The organism is Dyadobacter sp. CY345 (assembly GCF_021502725.1).
Classification (GTDB): Bacteria; Bacteroidota; Bacteroidia; order Cytophagales; family Spirosomataceae; genus Dyadobacter.
On the sequence record NZ_JAKFFS010000002.1, the window covers coordinates 359,077 to 378,711 of the forward strand.

The 19,635-nt window shown below is 41.2% G+C and carries 17 protein-coding genes; 4 read left to right on the forward strand and 13 right to left on the reverse strand.

Annotation, left to right across the window (positions count from 1 at the left end):
- Positions 1–550 precede the first annotated feature (550 nt).
- Both L0657_RS11185 and L0657_RS11190 read left to right on the forward strand, forming a co-directional pair.
- Complete coding sequence (locus tag L0657_RS11185) at positions 551–1,168, forward strand: peroxiredoxin (RefSeq protein ID WP_235150864.1); 618 nt, start codon at positions 551–553, stop codon at positions 1,166–1,168.
- A 116-nt stretch (positions 1,169–1,284) separates the two neighbouring features.
- Positions 1,285–2,448 (forward strand): methionine aminotransferase, encoded by a 1,164-nt coding sequence (locus tag L0657_RS11190; protein ID WP_235150867.1) that lies wholly within the window; start codon positions 1,285–1,287, stop codon positions 2,446–2,448.
- A gap of 103 nt (positions 2,449–2,551) precedes the next feature.
- Here L0657_RS11190 and L0657_RS11195 read toward each other — a convergent pair whose 3' ends face one another.
- Positions 2,552–3,787, reverse strand: coding sequence for an FtsX-like permease family protein (locus L0657_RS11195; protein WP_235150869.1), 1,236 nt, complete (start codon positions 3,785–3,787; stop codon positions 2,552–2,554).
- 219 nt (positions 3,788–4,006) lie between these two features.
- Between L0657_RS11195 and nadE the strand changes: the two genes are divergently transcribed.
- Entirely contained in the window at positions 4,007–6,040 is a 2,034-nt protein-coding gene (nadE, locus tag L0657_RS11200) for an NAD(+) synthase (RefSeq protein WP_235150872.1), read from the forward strand.
- Positions 6,041–6,155: 115 nt separating this feature from the next.
- On the opposite strand, the gene L0657_RS11205 is transcribed toward nadE, so the two are convergent.
- The 3 genes from L0657_RS11205 to L0657_RS11215 are packed head-to-tail and all read right to left on the reverse strand — an operon-like array spanning position 6,156 to position 9,715.
- Positions 6,156–7,949, reverse strand: coding sequence for an STN and carboxypeptidase regulatory-like domain-containing protein (locus tag L0657_RS11205; RefSeq protein ID WP_235150874.1), 1,794 nt, complete (start codon positions 7,947–7,949; stop codon positions 6,156–6,158).
- A 42-nt stretch (positions 7,950–7,991) separates the two neighbouring features.
- The gene (locus L0657_RS11210; RefSeq protein WP_235150878.1) at positions 7,992–9,035 is read right to left on the reverse strand and encodes a FecR family protein; all 1,044 of its coding nucleotides are present in this window, start codon (positions 9,033–9,035) and stop codon (positions 7,992–7,994) included.
- A 2-nt stretch (positions 9,036–9,037) separates the two neighbouring features.
- Positions 9,038–9,715: an RNA polymerase sigma-70 factor gene (locus tag L0657_RS11215; protein ID WP_409015040.1), complete on the reverse strand. Its 678-nt coding sequence runs from the start codon at positions 9,713–9,715 to the stop codon at positions 9,038–9,040.
- 145 nt (positions 9,716–9,860) lie between these two features.
- Between L0657_RS11215 and L0657_RS11220 the strand changes: the two genes are divergently transcribed.
- Positions 9,861–10,577 (forward strand): head GIN domain-containing protein, encoded by a 717-nt coding sequence (locus tag L0657_RS11220; RefSeq protein ID WP_235150880.1) that lies wholly within the window; start codon positions 9,861–9,863, stop codon positions 10,575–10,577.
- On the opposite strand, the gene L0657_RS11225 is transcribed toward L0657_RS11220, so the two are convergent.
- The 9 genes from L0657_RS11225 to L0657_RS11265 form a co-directional block, all read right to left on the reverse strand.
- Positions 10,578–11,279 carry a M15 family metallopeptidase gene (locus L0657_RS11225; protein WP_235150883.1) on the reverse strand — a complete coding sequence of 234 codons (702 nt, stop codon included), beginning with the start codon at positions 11,277–11,279 and terminating at the stop codon, positions 10,578–10,580. It abuts the gene before it with no gap.
- Positions 11,280–11,336: 57 nt separating this feature from the next.
- Positions 11,337–12,368, reverse strand: coding sequence for a LiaF transmembrane domain-containing protein (locus tag L0657_RS11230; RefSeq protein WP_235150888.1), 1,032 nt, complete (start codon positions 12,366–12,368; stop codon positions 11,337–11,339).
- 5 nt (positions 12,369–12,373) lie between these two features.
- The gene (locus L0657_RS11235; protein ID WP_235150890.1) at positions 12,374–12,559 is read right to left on the reverse strand and encodes a LiaI-LiaF-like domain-containing protein; all 186 of its coding nucleotides are present in this window, start codon (positions 12,557–12,559) and stop codon (positions 12,374–12,376) included.
- 11 nt (positions 12,560–12,570) lie between these two features.
- Positions 12,571–13,188 (reverse strand): PspC domain-containing protein, encoded by a 618-nt coding sequence (locus L0657_RS11240; protein WP_235150892.1) that lies wholly within the window; start codon positions 13,186–13,188, stop codon positions 12,571–12,573.
- A 206-nt stretch (positions 13,189–13,394) separates the two neighbouring features.
- Entirely contained in the window at positions 13,395–14,018 is a 624-nt protein-coding gene (locus L0657_RS11245; RefSeq protein ID WP_235150894.1) for a hypothetical protein, read from the reverse strand.
- A gap of 333 nt (positions 14,019–14,351) precedes the next feature.
- Positions 14,352–15,515, reverse strand: a complete 1,164-nt coding sequence (locus L0657_RS11250; RefSeq protein ID WP_235150896.1) for an aldose epimerase family protein — start codon at positions 15,513–15,515, stop codon at positions 14,352–14,354.
- A gap of 26 nt (positions 15,516–15,541) precedes the next feature.
- Positions 15,542–16,735, reverse strand: a complete 1,194-nt coding sequence (locus L0657_RS11255) for a galactokinase (protein WP_235150898.1) — start codon at positions 16,733–16,735, stop codon at positions 15,542–15,544.
- 54 nt (positions 16,736–16,789) lie between these two features.
- Positions 16,790–17,731, reverse strand: a complete 942-nt coding sequence (locus L0657_RS11260) for a D-2-hydroxyacid dehydrogenase (protein WP_235150900.1) — start codon at positions 17,729–17,731, stop codon at positions 16,790–16,792.
- A 153-nt stretch (positions 17,732–17,884) separates the two neighbouring features.
- On the reverse strand, positions 17,885–18,400 hold the full coding sequence (locus L0657_RS11265; protein WP_235150902.1) for a hypothetical protein: 516 nt from the start codon (positions 18,398–18,400) through the stop codon (positions 17,885–17,887).
- Positions 18,401–19,635 lie beyond the last annotated feature (1,235 nt).

Genomic DNA, 19,635 nt, shown 5'->3' on the forward strand with positions numbered 1-19,635 from the left:
GGCCTCCTTTGAAATTCTTTTTTTCTAAATTGTTTGACTTGATCAACCAGCTCCATCGGAGCATCCTGTTTATAGAAGAAACGATTGGCTATTAATTTTAACTCCGTGGGAGTTTCCTGTTGTTGCTAATTCATTCGCGCAATACGTATCCAAGGCGGCTCCTAAGGAGCCTCGTGTTTATTGGCTCATTCGATTTCTATAAACAGGGAGCTATATCGAGCTTTATTTGGTATAGGAATTTTTCTAGAACGCGGCCTCCTTTGAAATTCTTATCTTATAAATTGTTTGACTTGATCAACCAGCTCCATCGGAGCATCCTGTTTATAGAAGAAACGATTGGCAATTAATTTTAACTCCGTAGGAGTTTCCGGTTGCCGTGTAAGAAATATGTCAAAGCAAAAAAACTTTGATAACATAATTCATAAAACCAAACTGAAGTTTCGCAACAATTTTTAACTATCAAATTATTACTCTATAAATTTTGTAGATTAAATAGATTAATAATACCTTTGTTATAGAAACTCGAATAAACAACACAACCCTGGCGATTATGTATTACGAATTCGAAGATGAATTAGGGAACATTTCAACCATTCAGCTAAAAGAGCGTGAACCCGATGAGCTTGTACAAGAACTTTCTGTCGGCGATTTGGCACCTTTGTTTTATTTGCGGTCGGAAGATGGCGTGCAGACAACTTCTGTATCAGGATTTTCTGTTGCCAACGATTCCAGGTCATTAGTTGACTTATTATCCTACAAAACGCTCGTTTTGAGTTTCTACTGTCCATGCTGGGGAAGTTATGCGCCTAAACATTTGGCTGCGTTGCAGGAACTGGCACCAAAAATCGAAGCTTTTGGTGGACAACTTTTGGTATTGACAAATGAATCTTCAAAGCAGATCGAGCGTATGACTAAGAAACTGGAACTAGATTTCACGATTATTCATGATAAGGATTTCAATGTCGCGCGTTCTTATGGTGTGTACTCAGAAACTTCACCGATCTGGGACCGTATCGCTGGAATCTCTGAGGAAGTTTTCACACCCTCACTTTTTGTTATCGGTAATGATCGGAAAATAGCTTACACTTTCGTTGATGAAAACTTCGATGGAACGCCGGATCGTAAAGAATTACTGAAATCTATTTTTGAATGGAAAGTTAAAAAGTGAAAGTAGACAAAATTTATAGCATGCCGCACCGGCAGTTTGGCTGTTTCAATTATATTTGATCCAGACCTGCTGCCGGTTCACTTTTTTATTTAATCATCACTCTTGTCAACTCTAATATGCCTTCCGCAACATCTGCGATTCAGTCGAAATTACCCAAAGTTGGGACCACCATTTTTACCCACATGTCTAAACTTGCCGAGGATTACAAGGCAATAAATCTGGCACAGGGATTTCCGGAATTTGACTGTTCGCCAGACTTGCAGATGTTGGTAGATAAATATATCAGACAAGGTAAAAATCAGTACGCGCCGATGGCTGGCGTGTTGACGTTAAGGGAGGCGATTTCCAAAAAAATCTTCGAGGCAACTTCCACAGAGTATCATCCGGTTACTGAAATTACCATCACCAGCGGGGCCACAGAAGCACTTTATGTAGCAATTTCAACGGTTGTAAATCTTGGCGACGAAGTTATCGTTTTTGAGCCGGCTTATGACAGTTATGTTCCTGCGATCGAAATGAATGGCGGAATTCCGGTTTTTGTGACGCTGGATCCGCAGTATGAATACATCGATTGGGAAGTTGTCAGTTCGAAAATTACCGAAAAAACGAAGGCAATTATCATCAATACGCCGCATAACCCCACCGGAAAAGTCTGGACTTCAACTGACCTGGAACAACTGGATCTCCTGGCGGAAAAACACGATCTTTTTGTGATCAGTGATGAAGTTTATGAACACATTATTTTCGACGGATTGCAGCATATTTCCGCCGTATCAATTCCGTCTTTGGCCGCGAGGACGTTTCTTTGCGGTTCTTTTGGAAAAACTTTTCACGCCACCGGCTGGAAAGTAGGTTATTGTCTGGCCCCAAAAGAATTCACAGCGGAGTTTCGTAAAATTCATCAGTATATGGTTTTTAGTGTGATCACGCCATTTCAGTTTGCCATCGCAGAATTCCTGAAAGACCCTGAGCATTATCTCAGTCTTTCTTCTTTTTACGAAACAAAAAGGAACATTTTTATTAACGCAATTAAGCATACCGGATTAAAACTAAAACCTTCGGAAGGAAGTTTTTTTCAGAATGTGTCATATGAAAATTTGTCTGATGAACATGATCTGGCATTGGCCGAAAGGCTTACGAAGGAAGCAGGTGTGGCGTCAATTCCAATATCTTCTTTCTACGATCAACCGACGGATTTCAGGGTTTTACGTTTTTGTTTTGCAAAAAATAATGAAACGCTTTTGAGGGCTGGGGAACTTTTGAATAAGGTTAACTGGTGATTTTGTAGGTTACACAGAGAAAAGGGGAGACTTGTACGGAGTTTATTTACGCTCTGTGTACCTCTTTTTTTACTCCAAATTCTCTGTGTAAATACTAGTGAAATTACTTTTTAAATAACAGCGCCTTGATCGGCTGGATTCTGGTAATGATCAGGGTTGGGATCATCAGGATTAGTGCAGAAACAATGACCGTGATGATATTTATCAGTAAAAATGTCGCCCAGTCGAATACTATTGGAACGGTATCCATATTGTAATTGACAGGATCCAAAGGAATCACTTTGAATTCGTGCTGTATCCAGCAGAAAGCCAGACCTGTGATATTTCCAATCAATAAGCCTTTGCGAACCATATGTAAGCCAACCCGGAAAAATACCATCCGGATCTGTTTATTTGGGCTTCCCAATGTCTTCAACAATCCGATCAGTGGCGTCCTTTCCATGATCATTACCAGTAAAATGGAGATCATATTGAAGCATGCGACAAAGAGAATGAGCGTTAGGAAAACAGCCGTATTTCTATCCAGAAGAATCAGCCAGTCGAATAATTGGCGGAATACATCCGTAACTTTTTGCAGGTAAACAGCGGGAGGTAATAATTTTTTTAAATGTAAAGAGACATTATCGAGCTGCTGAAAATCTTTCAGATAGACTTCATAAGTACCAATCGAATCCGGCCCCCAGCCATTGAGCCGCTGTACAAGTGCAAGATCTCCGATGATAAGACGGTCATCAAACTCCTCCATTTGGGTATCATAAATTCCGGAAATTGTGAGTTTTCTTGGCCTTGGCGGATCTTGCAGAGAATACATAATCACGTCATCACCTGGCTTTAATTTCAGTTGCGATGCAATTTTTCGGCTGATCAGAATTTCGGATGAGTAACCATATTTTAATGAAGACGAATCAGTCTTACCGATTAACCGGCCTTCGACGAGTGTATTTTTAAATAAATTCCAGTCGTAATCTTTTCCAACGCCTTTTAATAAAACACCTTTTATTTCATCTGGTGTTTTCAAAATTCCGGATTTATGCGCCACAGCTTGCCAGTGACTTATTTCAGGCATATTCCTTAATTCGTCGGCAACAGGATTTTTAACATTCATTGCGCCTTCTTCGTATGTATTTCCGAGCGCAAAAGCTGTTATGTTGATATGCGCGCCGAAGAGGAAAACTTTTTTCTGGATTGTTTCTTTAAATCCGATCAGTACTGCAAATGACACGATTCCAACCGCCACGCCGATCGCTATACTGGCTACGCCAATACGTGAAACCGTTGCTGAAAAGGAACCGGCTTCGTTGTTCCGGATACGTTTGGCGACAAATGAGGGAAAACGCAAAGAAAATGACTGGTTAGATTTTACTATTAATTTGACAAAAGTAGCGAAAAACTTATCCGGGACGAAAGCGACTTTCCAAGTCGGATGATTTTAAACCTTTATCATTGAAATCAAAAATTGTAAAATTCAATTCTTCTCCTCAATTTTTTGTTAAGTTGCCAGGTAGTTTGTGATTAAGAATTGACTATCTATGTCTACTAAAAACCGGATTATTAAATTATGTCATTTATAAAAGTAGCTTCTGGGGTAGTGAATCAAACGCCTATGGCGTGGGATTCTAATACCAAACATATTTTACTGGCGATTGAGGAGGCAAAAAAGCAGGATGTCAGCGTGCTTTGTCTGCCGGAACTTTGTATTTCGGGATATGGCTGTGAGGATTATTTTTTTGCGCATGATCTTGCCGATCAGGCTCAGAAATGTCTTCATGAAATTGTTCAGGCCACCGCGGGAATTGTTGTTGCTGTTGGTTTGCCGGTTCGTCATAATAACAGTTTGTACAACGCAGCCTGCCTGATCGCAAACAAACAGATTATCGGATTTTACTGTAAACAAAATCTTGCAAATAACGGAATTCACTATGAGGCAAGATGGTTTCGCCCATGGCCCGTCGGTTTGGTCGAAAGCATAGAAATTGATCAAATGTTATATCCGATCGGGGATATTATTTTTGATTTATCGGGTATAAAAATTGGGTTTGAAATCTGCGAAGATGCCTGGGTTTCAAACCGTCCGGGGCGCAGACATTACGAGCGAGGGGTGGATGTGATCCTTAATCCAAGTGCAAGTCACTTCGCTTTTCATAAATTCCTGACCAGGGAAAGGTTGGTTCTGGATGGTTCCAGATCTTTTGGGTGCAGTTATATTTATACCAACTTATTAGGCAATGAGGCTGGGCGAGCCATTTATGATGGTGATGCGATGATTGCTTCCAATGGCGAAATGCTGGTGACGAGTGATCGTTTCAGTTATGAAGATCATCTGATTATTACCGCCGTTATTGATACGGATAATACCCGTTTAAATCAATTACAAAATAAAATTTCTTCTGGTAATAAAGACAAAACCTGGCGGATCGCTGCTCGTTTTGACTTTCCGGATATTAGTCCCGTGCCGCAACAAATAGCAGAACTGGAAGCTTTTGAAAAGGGCGGAGCGCTGAAAGAGGAGGAATTTGCCAGGGCTGTTTCACTCGGACTTTTTGATTATTTGAGGAAAAGCCGTTCCAATGGATTTACAATTTCTTTGTCTGGCGGAGCAGATTCTTGTGCCTGCACTGCACTTTGCGGATTAATGATCCGGTTGGCTGATGAGAGTATAGGTATGGCGCGTTTTAAAGAAAAACTCTTTTTTATTAAAGGTATTCAATCGGCTGTAACGGAGGAAGATATTGCGTTGGCTCTAATCCACAATATTTATCAGGGAACCGATAACAGCTCTGAGGATACGCTGGAATCTGCTCGTTCGCTGGCGTTGTCAATTGGTTCTACATTTTATAATATCAATATAAACGGTCTCATTGAAACTTATAAAGGCCTGATTGAAGATCAGATTGGCAGAAAATTGTCCTGGGATTCAGACGATATCGCCTTGCAGAACATCCAGGCGAGGGTTCGTGCCCCGGGTGTCTGGCTTTTGACAAATCTTTCCAATCATCTGCTTTTGGCCACTTCTAACCGTTCAGAAGTTGCCGTTGGTTATGCGACCATGGATGGCGACACTTCCGGCAGTATCAGTCCGTTGGCAGGTATTGACAAACATTATCTGCGTCAATGGCTGCGCTGGCTCGAAACGGTTGGGTGCGAGGTTAAAGGAAAACATATCCGTATTGAAGGTTTGAAAAAAGTGAACTCGTTGCAGCCAACAGCTGAACTTCGTCCCCTGGCTTTAAACCAGACAGATGAGGCTGATCTGATGCCTTATGATTTCCTTGATGCATTGGAAAAGGTAGCCATCCGAGATAAGAAGTCGCCTGTTGAATGTTTCAAAAATATGATCGTGCGTTATAAAGACCTTTATTCAGACGAGCAGATTCTTGGCTGGACAGAAAGATTTTTCAAACTTTGGAGCCGTAATCAGTGGAAGAGGGAGCGTTACGCGCCATCTTTTCATCTGGATGATCTTAATCTTGATCCACGTTCGTGGTGCCGATTCCCGATACTTTCCGGTGGATTCGAAAAGGAGCTTGAAGAATTGAAAGACTTCGCCGGCGGACGAATAGGAAGAAATAGCAGGGGGAGAATTGGTTTTTAAAGGGGTTTTCACGCAGAGCAGGGAAGATAAGCAGAGATCGCGAAGTATAATCTTTGCGATCTCTGCTTATCTTACCCCGCGGCGTCCGCTTTTCTGCTCTTCGTGAAATCGAAATTTATAACTTATCTCGAAGTCTTATCGCTACCAGAAAACCTACCCAGGCATAATCTTTCTGAGCTTTATCCGGCTTCCCGCCGAGCCAGATTGTGGACAGGAAAGTTCTGTCGTCTTTCGCGGTACCTTCATTATTTCCTGCCAGAATATTTATCGAAGGGCCAAAAGCGATTGATAATCTGTTGCCAAGATTCCTTTCAATGGAAGTATTCAGCCTGAATAATCCGGCGGCGGAATTGCTGTTGAAATCCTTATTCATGGCAACCACGTTAATAGTGATATCTGCATTCCACATCCATCCACGGCCAAGTTTGGCTCCTGTTCCAAATCCGTAGCCGATGCTTCCAAGCGGTTTGTTATTTACCATTCCATTAAACCCGACCGTGAAAATGTTGTAAAATGCATTGACACCCGTTTTAAACGAGGTGTTAAAATAATTAAACTCATCTGTCGAAATTTCGTAGCGGCGATATCCGTTTTTCCTGACATAACTGAAAAACCCGATAGGCGCGGTGGCGGAGGAATCTGCGTAATTAAAGATACTTAACTGATGTCCTTTTTTTACAGTTTTTGCATAATTATACGCTCCGGAAATTTGCCAGCCATTCAGGTCTCCCAGTAAAACATTTCCCACACCGGCAAGCTGTACACCTTTAAAATTTCCGCCAGTGAAATTTAGTAAAGTAGAATACTGGAATCCTTTGACATTGCCCATAACAACATTAAGGGCCGTAGCATATTGAAAACCAGTAACATTATGCCCCACAACGTTAGCAATTCCAGCTAGTTGAACTCCTTTCACATGCCCCCGATCGGCATTAATGAATCCCCCAATTTCGAGTATGTTTGTTCCCAGAGAATAGCCTGCAAAGACATTAAAAGAATAATCGTTCACGACGTTACCGCTTAGTTCACGGTTTGTACTCATGAACGGCAGAATAGACGTTTGCACTGGTCGGTATAGAGTATCAGTGATATTGCGCGTATTGATCGCCTGTTTTGCAGAGGCAAAGGCAAGGCTAAAATCTTTTCTTACACGCTGATAAGTTCCGCGTAATTTACTCACAAACAGCAGAGTATCTTTTTCAATAATAGTATCTGGCAACACATACGTCGTGGTAGTGTACTCAATCTGAGGAATTTCTATTTTTGGATTGAAAGTCGATTCTGCCCGGCTGGGAATATTCGGTTTTCGTGCTGACAAAACTTTGAGTGTGTCTGGGTTCAGCGTTATCGGCAAATAGGTGTTTTTTCGATTAGAGATAATAATCGTTTTACCTACATATTGCTCTTTTCTGATTTCAAGTCGTACGGAAGTTGGCGCAGTTGGCAGTTGTATTTTATAATAACCAAACTGATTACTGATTGTTGAGGCCAGGGTAACGGGTTCATAAATACTGGCATTTGCTAATTTGTCTCCCGTGTTTTTATCAATAATATAACCATTCAGATTAAATTCCGAAGGTACTTCATTTTCGGCTTTCTGGTTTTTTTGAAGGATGATATACCGGTGCCGTTGTTTAAAAATTACTTTTCCCTTAAACAGCTCGTTTAATATTTCCCGTACACTTTTGTTGCTAACATTAACGGAAACACGGTTTTTGATGTCGATAACATCGGGACTGTAAGAGAAACTGAACCCTCCAAGATTTCCAATTTGCTGCAAAACTTCATCGACAGGCTGATTGGTAACGCGGATTGAAATCTTTCTTTCCAACAATTCCTGTGCGAAGGAAGGTGTAGCAAAGAAAAAATTAACTAAAAACAGAAGGGAGAGCGGATAAAGTTTTTTCAAGAGAATCGGGTTGATTAATTCCTGGGAAGGGCAAATTTTTGATTATTGACAACTGTTGCCGTCGAGCCAATATGTTTTGCCTTCTTTTCTCAGTTTCAAATCCAGCGTTTCTGCGATCACCGAAAGCGTTGTGTCCAGCGGTTCTTTCTGGAAACCTATGGTCAGGCGGCATTTCGAAAGATCGGCATTGGCCAGCCGGATATCCGCGTGGTAACCTTCGTTCAGGGAGTTAATAATTTCACCCAGTTTCGCTCCGTTGAAATCAAATACATGCGTGTGATACCCCATAACATTTAAGTCGGCGCGCAAACTTCTCAACGTGTCGTCCGAAACTTCTGCACTTTCTCCCCTTACCAGCTCAATTTTTTGATCGGCTTTGCTCACCCGTACTTTTCCGGTTTTTACATCAACCCGGACAAGTTCTTTTTTATATGCCTTCACGTTAAATGAAGTACCCAAAACCCGTACGTCAGTTCCATTTGCGTCAATCACAAAAGGATGTGTAGCGTCAGGTTTTACATCAAAAAATGCTTCACCATTTAAGGAAACAGTGCGAAGATCTCCATGGAAATTTTCAGGATAACTTATTTTTGAATTATAATTCAGAAAAACTTTCGTTCCGTCAGGCAGTATGGCTTCGGTCGTATTGTTCGTGGTGGCAACTTCCAGTAATTCAGCTTTATAAAATTGCGTCCTGAAAATGTAAAAACCAAATGCCATCAGGGTCAACGATATAGCCGCTGCAATCCATAAGGTATACGGTTTTCGTTTTTCAACCGGTAATTTCTTAATGATAACTTCATCTTCGACGTTGTCATTTTCGAATGACGGAGTTTTTTCGCTTGGTTTCTGAGCGCTCATTTTTAGCCTGACTTTTTCCCAGGCTGCATCCGTGTCTACTTCCGAGATTCTGTTTTTCAGAAGCGCGGATTTTTCCCAAAGCACTTCAAACGCCGCTAAGTCCTGCTCATTTTCGGGCGACAAATTAAGCCAGTTTTGCACTTCGGATATTTCTTCCGCCGTGGCAGTGTCGGCCAGATATCGCGCTAACAGCTCATCCGATATGTTTTCATGAGAATTGTTCATGGTTACGATTGGAAAAACTGTTGGTGTAAAAAATAAACAAGTATCAGCAGCGATGGCAGGTAATCTGCCAGTTCATTGCGTAAAATTTTCAGTGCCTTTCCGATTTGATTCTCAACTGTTTTTATTGAAATGTTAAGTCGATCGGCTATTTCCTGATATTTCAGTTCCTCAAAACGGCTCATCCGAAACGCTTTCTGACATTGTTCAGGCAAAAGCTGAACTGCCTTTTCTATTCTTTCGGCAAGCTCGTCCGCGTGAATACTTTCTGTAACAGACTCATAAGATTGCGGTATATAATTTACGGCATATTCACGGTAAGCTTCTTTCACCGAAGCGTGTTTGAAGCGGTTCAGACAATGGTTATGAACGGCCCTGTAAAGATAAGATTTCAACGAAAGTGTAATTTCCAGATCTTCTCTCTTTTCCCAAATTGTAATAAATACCGTCTGGACAATCTCTTCTGCATCCTCCTCATCCTTTAATAACGAACTGGCGTAATTGCACAGCCGCTGATAGTAAAAACGAAAAGTCCGCTCGTAAGCAGCTTCGTCTCCTCGTCTGATCGCTTGTACAATTTCCGGATCGGTGGCGTGCACGGATTTTCGTTTTTGGTTTTCCGCCAAAAGTATATAATCTCCGCCGATTATAAAATTCCGATTTCTAAGAGCGGTTGCTGCCACAGTTCAAGTTCATTTTTATTATGACAAGCGGAATTAACTTTCCCCCTACGCAAAAAAAAATTTTTGTTGATAGGGGGAAAATAAAATTGAATTGTCCTGAATGGGAAGACGGGACGTTCCCGATGTTAGCCAAAAATTATTAGCCATGAAAAAATTATTTCTTCCTTTATTTGTTTACGCATTCACATTATTCAGCCTGCAATCCTGCGATTCGATCGATGACGATTTGGAGCCAAGAGGAACCGGCACGCACGTTTTTGACATGGACAATTTCGATCACCTCGAAATGGGAAATGCTTTTGAGGTTAATGTTAAAGCTGGTAATTTTTACTTGATTTCTGCTACGGGCGAATTAAATGATCTGGATGATCTTGAAATTTTTGTAGAAGACAAGGAGTTGATTGTGCGGTATAAAGAGCCCTGGAGAGATCGTCGTCGCAAAATGACGATTGACATCACAATGCCCGCCTTATCAGGCGTTGACTTTTCGGGTGCCGTTCAGGCCAACATTTCCGGTTTTGAAAATGCAAGAGAAATTGACTTTGAGCTTTCCGGTGCGTCAAAATGTGATTTTACCGGTTCTGCAAAAACTATCGAGCTGGATTTGTCCGGTGCCTCTTACTTGCACCTTATCGGAAGCGGTCAATTTATTGATGGAGAATTGTCCGGAGCGTCGGAAATTAATGGATTTGATTTTGAGGCGGAAGAGTCAGATATTAAGTTATCCGGAGCAAGTCAAGGCAGAATTTCAGTAACGCGCTATCTAAAAGTTGACGTGAGCGGTGCAAGCAATTTGCGATACAAAGGTAACCCGGATGTAAATAAGAAAGTATCTGGCGGAAGTTCGGTAAATAAAGCGTAATTATTTGATCATACCATATTTTGCCCTTGCCTGCTTTTTTGACATGCCGTCAAAATGCCACCATTCGGTGGTATTTACGGTAAAACCAGCATGGACCATTGCCATGCGCAAAATATTCCGGTTGGCAATTTGTTTCGTAGTGAGTTTACCTTGTCGCAGCATTTCCTGCTCGGAACGGGGATAGGCGAGGGGACCGAAGAAGTCATATTTGGTCCCCATATCTAACGGATTGCCTTTTTCATCCACAACCGTCAAGTCGATCGCGCAGCCAAAATTATGATTTGAACCAATTTTAGGGTCAGCGACATACTGGGTTTTCTGACGAGCAGGGATTTTTAAATCATCAAGCGCATCCCACAATTTATATTGCGCTGTATTTGGACGGGCGGCGTCATAAACCAAAAGTTTGTAGCCAGGTTTTGCCTTTTTAAGCAGGCTGCTGGCTTTGGAAAGTCTTTTGGCAATTTCCGGCTGAAGATATGCGTGTGTCAGATCTCCGTAGACATTTTTCTTCATGAAATTATCTGGCGTTGCATACTTTAATTCTACCAGAATTTCCGGATTAACGCTTTGTATATCAACCAATCCCTGATCCAATATTTTTTTCTCGGTGGCTGAAATATTCTTGTTGCCTTGTGCGCTTATTTGTGGAGAAATAAATGAACAGGAGATCAGTAAACAAAACAATTTAATAAAACGCATACGTTAAAAATAAAAAAATCCTCCTTCCCGAGCGCCGAAAAGGAGGAAAATAATGTATTAGTATCTTCTGATCTTCACTTTTGACAAACCACCTTCGAAATTAATATTAATTTTCCTGGTAGCTTTTTCGAATCCTGGCGAACGATAAAGATTGTCATTAATTTTTTCAAGATCGTCAAATGAGGTTAGGTTGAGTGCTCCTTCGAGAACAATTTCGCACCCTGCTGACTTTGGTATTTCCATATCAATTGAAGCCACGCCGGCCTCAATTTTCACATCAGCGCGTTCGAGTTTATCACCCAGACGGATATTCATGTCTGCTACGCCTGTACTTACTTTTAAAGATTCAACCTTATAATTACTTAGATCAAAATCACCTTTTCCGGCTCCTAATCCAAGATCAATGTTCCAGATAGGTTTTTCGTTGAGCTCGATCTCTGCCTTATTACTCAGTTCACCCTTGTTCAGTTTTACGTTACCATCTTCCATTTTCAAATTGACAGTTGCTGTATTGGCCAATTTATTGATTGTCGTATTTGACAGAAAACCAAGAATAGATGAATGCGTATCTGCCTGAAAAAGTTTGTCTGTATTTCCTTTTAAAGTAAATGAACCTGCTCCGCCTTCCAGATTAAAGTTCGCTTTCTGGATAAAATCTTCCATCGCATATTCATAGGAATTATTTTTCAGCCTGGTATCGCCATCTTCTTGTCGCTTGCTGTGTTCGCGTTCGTAATCTTCGTCTTTATTCTCATCCTCCTCTTCGTCATCGTTATCTTCATCCTGATCGTCGTTATCACCATCATTCCAGTTAAAATTCCAGTCATCGTTGTGGCGATCGAAAGCGCGGTCAGTCCGGTGCGCTAATCCACCAAAAACGGCAAATGCGATAAGTATTCCAACAAATGCTCTCGCCGGCGCATGTCTGTCGGTAACCAGAATCAGTAATCCTGCGAGGATAAGCAGCACTGGCCAGAAAGGCAGAATCGAATCCCAGTTAAAATAAAATAAGTCCAGTTTGCGAAGCAGCGCAACAATCCCAATCACAATAAGAATTCCACCCCAGAAAACGCCTTTTGAATTTTTCATAACGATTAAATATTAGAGTGATTGGAAGAATCAGAGTTAATATAGTTTTTGAGCAGAAGCAACGCACCGGCGATGATCAGCATGACAGGCCAGAAAAAGCTTCTGAAATCAAAACCTGTAAATTCTTCGATAAGGAAGAGGGAGCCTGCGATGATGAGCAGGAGTCCCCAGAAAATACTTTTAAAATTCATGGCTGTTTTTGTTAATTCACTTTGATAATTTCGTCGTCATCATCGGCTTTTTTTCCATTCGGATCTTCCGGGAAAGTATTTGGCGGTGTGGATTCTGTCGTTCCGAAAGGTGTGTATGGCTGCGGATCCGGCGTTGGCGTATATGGTTCTACCGGGTCTGTTGGCGGAGGCGTTGTCGGATACACTGTTGTATTTCCTTCCTGCTCCTTATCTCTCTGACGAAGAATTAAAAATGCTCCAATCGTTATTAGTGCAATTGGCCAGAAATATGGTTTGATCTCATACCAAAGCGGAAAGTCATCAATCAGCATGAAAATACCGAACAATACTAACGCACCACCAAGGATTTTTATAGTCTGATCGTTACGTTTTTTCTCTGCTTCCGGATCGTGTGGTTTGGAAGCCACGGTATCAAAATTATGGACGTCTGCCGATCCAGTTGGCAGTACTGCCCATAAAATGATGTACAGAATTCCAGTCCAGCCAAAACTTGGCGGTATCGGAAGGAATAACATGACGACGAATAAAACACGAACGATTACGACATCTATTTGTAAATATTGGGCAATACCGGAAGCAACTCCTCCAAATACGGCCTGATCGGGTATGCGGTGCAATTTCTTTTCCATTTCGTTGTTTGCGTTTATGTTGTAATCAAAGGTAGTGGGTGATACAAGATACTGCAAGCTGGAAGTTTATTATCGGTTAGTTGACGTGTTAAAAGGTAATCTGGAATGATTTCCGATATTTAAACTTTTTTTAACTAACAAATAATAGCGACTATGATAGGAATTCGGACTGAAACGGGTTATTTCAAAGCGGTGAGTTGAAATAATTAATCTTCTTCCAACGCTTCCAAAATATCCATCATACTTCCAAAATCTTTGTAACCAGGGCGAATCTCTTCACTTCCCCGTAATGCTATGCCGATCTCCGGAAATGTGTCGGTCAATTTATTTACGGCAACTTCATCATCAAGTCCAAAACCGATCAGGATAGGATATTCTTTAGCAAGTTTTGTTAATACATCCAGCCAGTCTTCGGTTAGTTTCAAATTTGCATCACTTTCAAGAAGAAAATACGCGACTTCATCCCCATAACGGCTCAGAATGGAATAAATATCATTTGCGTCATAAGTGTCGACACTTACGCGCAGTATCAGCGGCAAACTTAATTCACTTTGCAGATAAGTTAGCAGGCCGGGAGTTTCTACCTGTACGTAGTGAACAGGATATTCGGCAAGTGATTTTAAAAGTTGTTCAGGGTCGCTCTGGCTGGACTCAGCAACAAGCTGAACGCCGGCAAGCCATGAGCAAATTTCTTCAAACTTTTTTGGAGATATATAATTCGGGGAATCTTGATCGATAGAAAATCCCAGCATTTCAACACCCATACCAGCGCAATAACGGGCGTCGGACAGGTTGGTAACATTGCTGATTTTTACGGTTCTGGTAAGCATGTTGATGATATTTATTCAAAAGAAACTTTCCTGCAAAGATAATTCTTCAGGACGATTATCTTGTTAATAAATTACTTTTTGGAGCTTGGGTGGAAATATAGATGGCTAAAGCCTGGCTCCCGCCATATCACTAACCCAAGGTTGAAACCTTGGGTTAGTGATATGGCGGGAACTATTTTCCCGTAGAGAAAAAATTAACCCAAGGCTTCAGCCTTGGGTCGGAGCGAGCCAAAATCATTCCGGCTTCAGCCATAGCCACATATCTCAAATATATAAAAAAAGAAAGCTGCCAGGAAATTCTATCTCCGGCAGCTCCTCAAATATTTTCAACAACTACTTCACCGAAAACTTATACTCCGTAGAAGTCTTGTAAGTTTCCCCCGGTTTCAGTTCAGTGGTAGGGAATTGTGGTTGATTCGGTGAATCCGGATAATGTTCAGTTTCCAGACAAAGTCCGAAACGCTTGCCATATGTTGCCCCTTTTCCAGTCAGTGTTCCATCAAGGAAATTTCCAGAATAAAACTGAACGGCAGGTTCTGTCGTATAAACTTCCATAAAACGACCACTTTCAGGATCTTTCACCGTTGCAAAAAGTGATAAGCTTTTATCCGCACCGCTTATTACCCAGCAGTGGTCATATCCACCGCCATTTTTGATTTGCTCATCAGCTACGTCATTAATTCTTTTTCCAACAAGTGCAGGCTCATTAAAATCAAACGGAGTTCCTTTTACCGCTCTCAATTTTCCGGTTGGAATCAAAGTTGCATTTACCGGAACCATACTATCTGATTTGATATAAACTTCATGATTTAAGATATCACGTTTCAATCCGGTCAGATTGAAATACGAATGATTTGTCAAATTAACAACAGTATTTTTATCGGTAGTCGCTTCATAATCAATACGAAGACCATTTTCGTTTGACAGCGTGTAAGTCACTTTTACATTTAACGTTCCAGGATAACCTTCTTCGCCATCCTTACTTACATAAGTCAGTTCAAGGCCGACAATTGAATCCTTTTTGATTTCAGTCGCATTCCATAGCTTTTTGTTAAAGCCATTGATTCCACCGTGCAGGGAATTTGGTCCGTTGTTAATTGGCAAGGAATACGTTTTTCCATCAAGCGTGAACTTTCCGTTGGCTATGCGGTTTCCAAAGCGGCCAACCAATGCTCCAAAAAATGGATTTTCTGCTATGTAAGGGGCCAGGGAATCAAATCCTAACACGACATCTTCCCATTTTCCGTTCTTGTCTTTGGCAGTTAATTCTGTGATGATACCACCATAATTGCTGATTTTCACCGTCATTCCGTTGGCATTTTTAAGCGTGTAAAGGTCCGCTTTTGTACCATCCGGAAGGTCTCCGAATACTTCTTTCGAAATCGTACTGGTCATTGTTTTACTTTCGTTTTCGTTTTCTTTCTCGTTTTTGGTTTTTGAGCAGCTCATCAGACCAAGTCCAATCAGCGCAGCGAATATTAATGATCGTTTTTTCATAAAGGTATTTCCGGAAATATTAAGGTTTAAGCATTTAGTACAATCTCCTCGGTTCCATCTGTTATCTGTACGCGATAGCAGGGCAATTCTATTTGAAATTTATCGTAATAAGCTTTTTTCATTTTTGTTTCAAAAGCTTCAACACCCTCTTTTTTTACAAGGTTGATCGTGCAACCACCAAATCCGCCACCCATCATTCGCGCGCCAATTACAGACGGATCGTCAAATGTCTGATCTACCAGGAAATCAAGTTCGTCGCAGCTTACTTCATATTCGTGTTGTAATCCCTGGTGTGTTTCATACATTTTTTTGCCAAAACTAATAAGATCACCAGCCGTCAGAAAATCACAGGCAACCTGCACACGCTCAATTTCTTCTGTCATATATTTACAACGACGGTAAACGACATCACCCATTTCATCTTTGTAGGTTTCAATCAGGGCGGGTGAAGCATCGCGTAAACTTTTGATTTCAGGATGATTTTTTTGAAGAATCGAAACGCCTTTTTCACATTCCAATCGTCGGGTATTGTATTCCGAACTTGCCAGCGAATGTTCAACAAGCGTGTTGCAAAGCACGAGAATATACTCGTCCATTGGAAATGGGAAATATTCATATTCGAGCGACCGGCAGTCAAGCCGGATCACAGCTTCTTTTTTTCCAAAGCCGGAAGCAAACTGATCCATAATGCCGCATTGCACGCCAACATATTCGTTTTCTGCTTTCTGAGACATTTTTACGATTGAAAATCGGTCCAGTCCCAGGTTGAAAACTTCATTTAAAGCGAACAGTAAGCAACATTCCAAAGCAGCCGAAGACGACATACCTGCACCCTGCGGGACATCTCCGCCAAATGCAGCCTGAAATCCACCAATGTTCAGTCCATTTTTGTAAATCTGCTCAATAATACCCAGCTGAAAGTAAGCCCATTTCTGATCCGGTTTGGAAATATCTTCAACCTGGAAAGTATAGGTTTCATTTAAATCCACCGCATACAATATTACCTGATTGTCTGTACGGGGAGAAATTGCAAAATAGACAGCCTTGTCTACGCTAGCCGGCAAGACAAATCCATTATTGTAGTCGGTATGTTCTCCAATCAGATTTATTCTTCCCGGCGAACGGAAAAGCCTGAAATCTTTTGCATCAGTATTATATCCAAAATGCGCTGTATATTTTTCACGAATCCGTTCTGCCGTGCTCAATTCTGTACTTGTCATTTATTCTAAGTTTGTTGATTATCGGTTAAATAGATAATCGTTTTAATGCTGATATCAATATCCTTTTGCAAGATTTATTTCATTAATCGGAGCACCTCCATTTTCAATCGTCATCATATTGTTGAGGAATAAATCCACTTTTCCAACATGTTCATCCGCATGTCCGCCTCCGGTATGCTGACTGAGAATAACATTTTCCATATTCCACAGCGGATTGTCATTTGGAATTGGTTCTACTTCTGTCACATCCAGAACTGCTCCATCCAGATGTTTCGAATTTAGTGCTTCAATAAGTGCTTTCTCGTCGGTTGTGCTTCCACGGCCTACACTTGCATAAACACTGCCTTTTTTCATGGCTTGAAACATGGCCTGGTCAGCAAAATTGGCAGCAGATCCTGGTAAAGTATTGATTACTAAGTCGGTATTTGGTAAAACATTTAACAAATCTTCTTTCGAATGAAGATCTGCATCCGGAGAAGTTCGGGCCATTAAATGTATTGTACACCCAAATCCCTGCAAAAGAAGCTTAACCGTGCTGCCAATTGTTCCTGCACCAAGAATCACAACTTCCTGACCGGAAAGCAAACGCAATTCAGCTCTTAACGGCGCGCCAACCCATTCTGTTTTTTCTTTCAATAAAGTCAGTTTATCAATGCCGCGATAAAGTGCCAGTATGCCGCCAACGATCGATTCAGCACACGGTCGGGCAAACCAGTCGCCCATGTTTGCTACTTTTGTTTGCCCGTTTAATTTTACTGAGGCATATTGATCAAAACCGGCAGAATCCAGTTGCCAGAATTTTAGATTATCCAAAGGTTCTGAGAACCAGTCTGGTGGCGGATTTCCGAGTACATAATCAGCTTCATAGAACAGATTTTGCGCTTCTGTTTTGGACTGCGTATCAGATTGAAAATGAATCGTATATTTTGGCGAAAGAACTTCGGTTAAGCGATTCCGAAGTGTCTCATCGAATTTTGCGTGACAGTATATATTCATTGCTTTTATTTTAAGAGCGAAAATTTCTGTTTTTTACCTGTGTTTTTCAAATAATCATTCCAATTATGTCGAATGATTTCCTGATTATTCTTTAAAACTACACTAAGTAAATTAAACCCTCAAACTGCTTACCGAGCCGCAGACCAGAAAATGTCATAACCGTGCGAGAATTTTCTTTCCTCTTGATCGATAAGCCGCCGTTTCGTATTCCATATTCTCCTTAATAATCATACGAAGCTCATTTTTAATATCAGGATAAATTTTTGAAAGATTAAAAAGTACAGTCAACGCAAATGCCTTGATCGCTATGGCCGTCTCACGATTTTGAAGAAACTGAAAACAGGCATCCATGACTTCTCCATGAAATTTTTCCGGTATGTCTAAATTTTCCAGAATACGCAAACTGTTTCGGATTACTGCATTGTGAACATCCTTCCGTTTTAATTGATCAACTAAAATGCCAACATATGGCTGAACCATTTCGGGGCATTTCTCAGCCGCCCAACTGACACTCCAAGCAGCCCGTTGAGCCACACGCATATCCATTGATAAAAAGCAGTCAATAAGTTCTTTGAAGTTTTTATCAGAAGAAACCGCAAATTTAGTGATTGCGATTGCGTGTTTTTTGAAGTGAATTTGTCGTTTTAAAAGTTCTTCCCGGATGTTCATGGGGTTTGGTTTTTGATATCCAAGATTTGATTAATCAGTTGATTACGATATAAAATATTGGTTCGATAAGATTATGCCACCCCGTCGGGGTTAGGGAACCAGAATTCCAATCTCATGCTATAAAAATGTCATCCCTTCGGGATTGTGGTCAGTCGAAATCCCGAAGGGACGTTATTTATGGTTCATGTTATGCCACCCCGTCGGGGTTAGGGAACCAGAATTCCAATCTCATGCTATAAAAATGTCATCCCTTCGGGATTGTGGTCAGTCGAAATCCCGAAGGGACGTTATTTATGGTTCATGTTATGTCACCCCCTTCGGGGTTGGGGAACTAGAATTCCAATCAGATGCTATAAAAATGTCATCCCTTCGGGATTGTGGTCGGTCGAAATCCCGAAGGGACGTAATTTATGGTTCGTGTTATGTTACCTCCTCAGGGTTGGAAAACGTATGTTCCAATCGTTTTCTACAATAATGTCATCCCTTCGGGATTGTGGTCAGTCGAAATCCCGAAGGGACGTAATTTATGGTTCGTGTTATGTTACCTCGTCAGGGTTGGGAAACTGGGTTCCAATCGTTTTCTACAATAATGTCATCCCTTCGGGATTGTGGTAGAATGAAAATCCCGAAGGGACGTTATTTATGGTTCGTGTTATGTTACCTCGTCAGGGTTGGGAAACTAGGTTCCAATCGTTTTCTACAATAATGTCATCCCTTCGGGATTGTGGTAGAATGAAAATCCCGAAGGGACGTTATTTATGGTTCGTGTTATGTTACCTCGTCAGGGTTGGGAAACTAGGTTCCAATCGTTTTCTACAATAATGTTATCCCTTCGGGATTGTGGTCGGTCGAAATCCCGAAGGGACGTTATTCATGGTTCGTGTTATGTCACCTCGTCAGGGTTGGAAAACGTATGTTCCAATCGTTTTCTACAATAATGTCAGCCCTTCGGAATTGTGGTCGGTCGAAATCCCGAAGGGACGGATATATTATTGCATGTGTTATGTCAACCCATCGTGTGGTATGGGAACCGATTTTCCAATTTTATTCTATAATAATTTGATCATCGGGATTACGGTTTTTCACAATCCCGAAGGGATGACATTATTATAGCAAAGCCGCTTGACGAATAGGTCGTAACCCTGAAAGGGTGACATAACCAACTCGAAAAATTAATTTTTTATCATGATCATGCCTATGAATTTAAACCGAAACAAACGTAACCTATGCCACAA